General features: G+C 61.5%; 1 pseudogene. It reads left to right on the forward strand.

The window, feature by feature from the left end:
• Positions 1–1,609, forward strand: a pseudogene (locus tag AC559G_RS18200) (hemagglutinin repeat-containing protein); the annotation flags it as partial.

The raw sequence follows: 1,609 nt of genomic DNA on the forward strand, positions 1-1,609 counted from the left end.
TCCGCGGCCAGCATCTTCAGCTTGCGGCACAGGCGCTGAATAATGCCGGGGGGCAGATGGTGAGCCAGGGGCGGCTGCAGCTTGATGCCCAGGAGGCGATCGACAATCAGCAAGGGCTGATGGAAGCCGGCGACGTGCTGGCGGTGACGACCGCAGGCCATTGGGATAACCGCAAAGGCACCGCGCTGGGCGGGCAACAGGCCAGCATTGCGGCGGGCAGCCTGGATAATGCCGCAGGCCGGCTGCAATCGGGCGGTGAGCTGGCCATCAACACCGCCGGTAACATCAATAATCAGGCGGGTACCCTGACGGCGCAGCAGGATCTCCATTGGCAGGGCGGCGCACTCAGCCTGTTCAATAATGATGCAGGCAAACTGCTCAGCGGCGCAGCGCTGTCACTCAATGGCGGGCAGTTGAACAATCGGCAACAGGGGCTGGTGCAAAGCCAGCAGGCGTTGGCATTGCACCTTTCCGGGGCCTGGGACAATCAGGGTGGAAAGCTGGCCAGCGGCGGTAGCGGCACGATACGCGCGCGCGAACTGCTCAATACGCAGGGGGCGATCCAGGCGCTGGATACGCTGGATATGCACTTCACCGGCGTGTTGGATAACCGCAATGGCACTATTTTCAGCCAGCAGGCGCAGCGCTTGCTGGCGGAGAATATCCTGAATGCGGAAGGTTGGATTGGCAGCCAGGGAACGTTAACGGCGGTCAGCCAGCATATCGATAACCAGCAGGGCGAGGTCGTTAGCCAGCAGGATGCCAGCCTGACCGCCACGCGCTGGAATAACCAGTACGGCGTAGTGCAGTCTGCCGGCAGTGTGGTATTGCAGATCCTTCAGGACGTGTACAACCAGGGCGGAAAAATCAGCGCACAAGCGCGCTTGTGGTTACAGGGGCAAACGGACGCGGCCCTGGCCGGCGTGTTGCACAATGAGGGCGGGCAACTGCTGGCGGGCGAACAGCTACAGATCCGGGCGCAGGGCATCGATAACCCGCAAAACGGCCTGCTCTACAGCCAGCAACAGCTGCAATTGACTCTGAGCGACCTGTTGGATAACCGCCAGGGCAACGTGCAAAGCGGTGAAGGGGTGCAGATCAGCGCTGCACGGCTGCTGAACACCCAGGGCGTGATTAGCAGCCAGGGTACGATCCAACTGACCGCCGACCAGTTTGATAACCTGGCGGGCACCGTGATCGGCCAGGGGGCGGGCGATTATCATTTCAACTATCTCAATAACCAGCAGGGTAAAATCCACAGCGGCGGCGCCCTCACGCTGAACGGCAGCCGCATGGATAACCAGGCAGGGCAATTGGTTTCCAGCCAGGCGCTGATGCTCAACGGCGAAAATATCGATAACAGTCACCAGGGGATAATCAGCAGCCAGGGCGCATTGGCGGTGTCTGCCGGGCAGTTGAACAACCAAGACGGCGGCCTGTTGATGGGCACCACGCAGGCCGACGTGAGCGCGCAAACGCTGAATAATAGCGCCGGGCGCGTGCAGAGCGCGGGCACTCTGGCCCTGTCACAGCTGGCCGCACTGGATAATCGCCAGGGGCGTATTTTATCCAATGATGCATTGCGCATCAGCGGTGGCGCCATGCCCGC

The organism is Gibbsiella greigii (genome assembly GCF_039540155.1).
Taxonomy (GTDB): Bacteria; Pseudomonadota; Gammaproteobacteria; order Enterobacterales; family Enterobacteriaceae; genus Gibbsiella; species Gibbsiella quercinecans.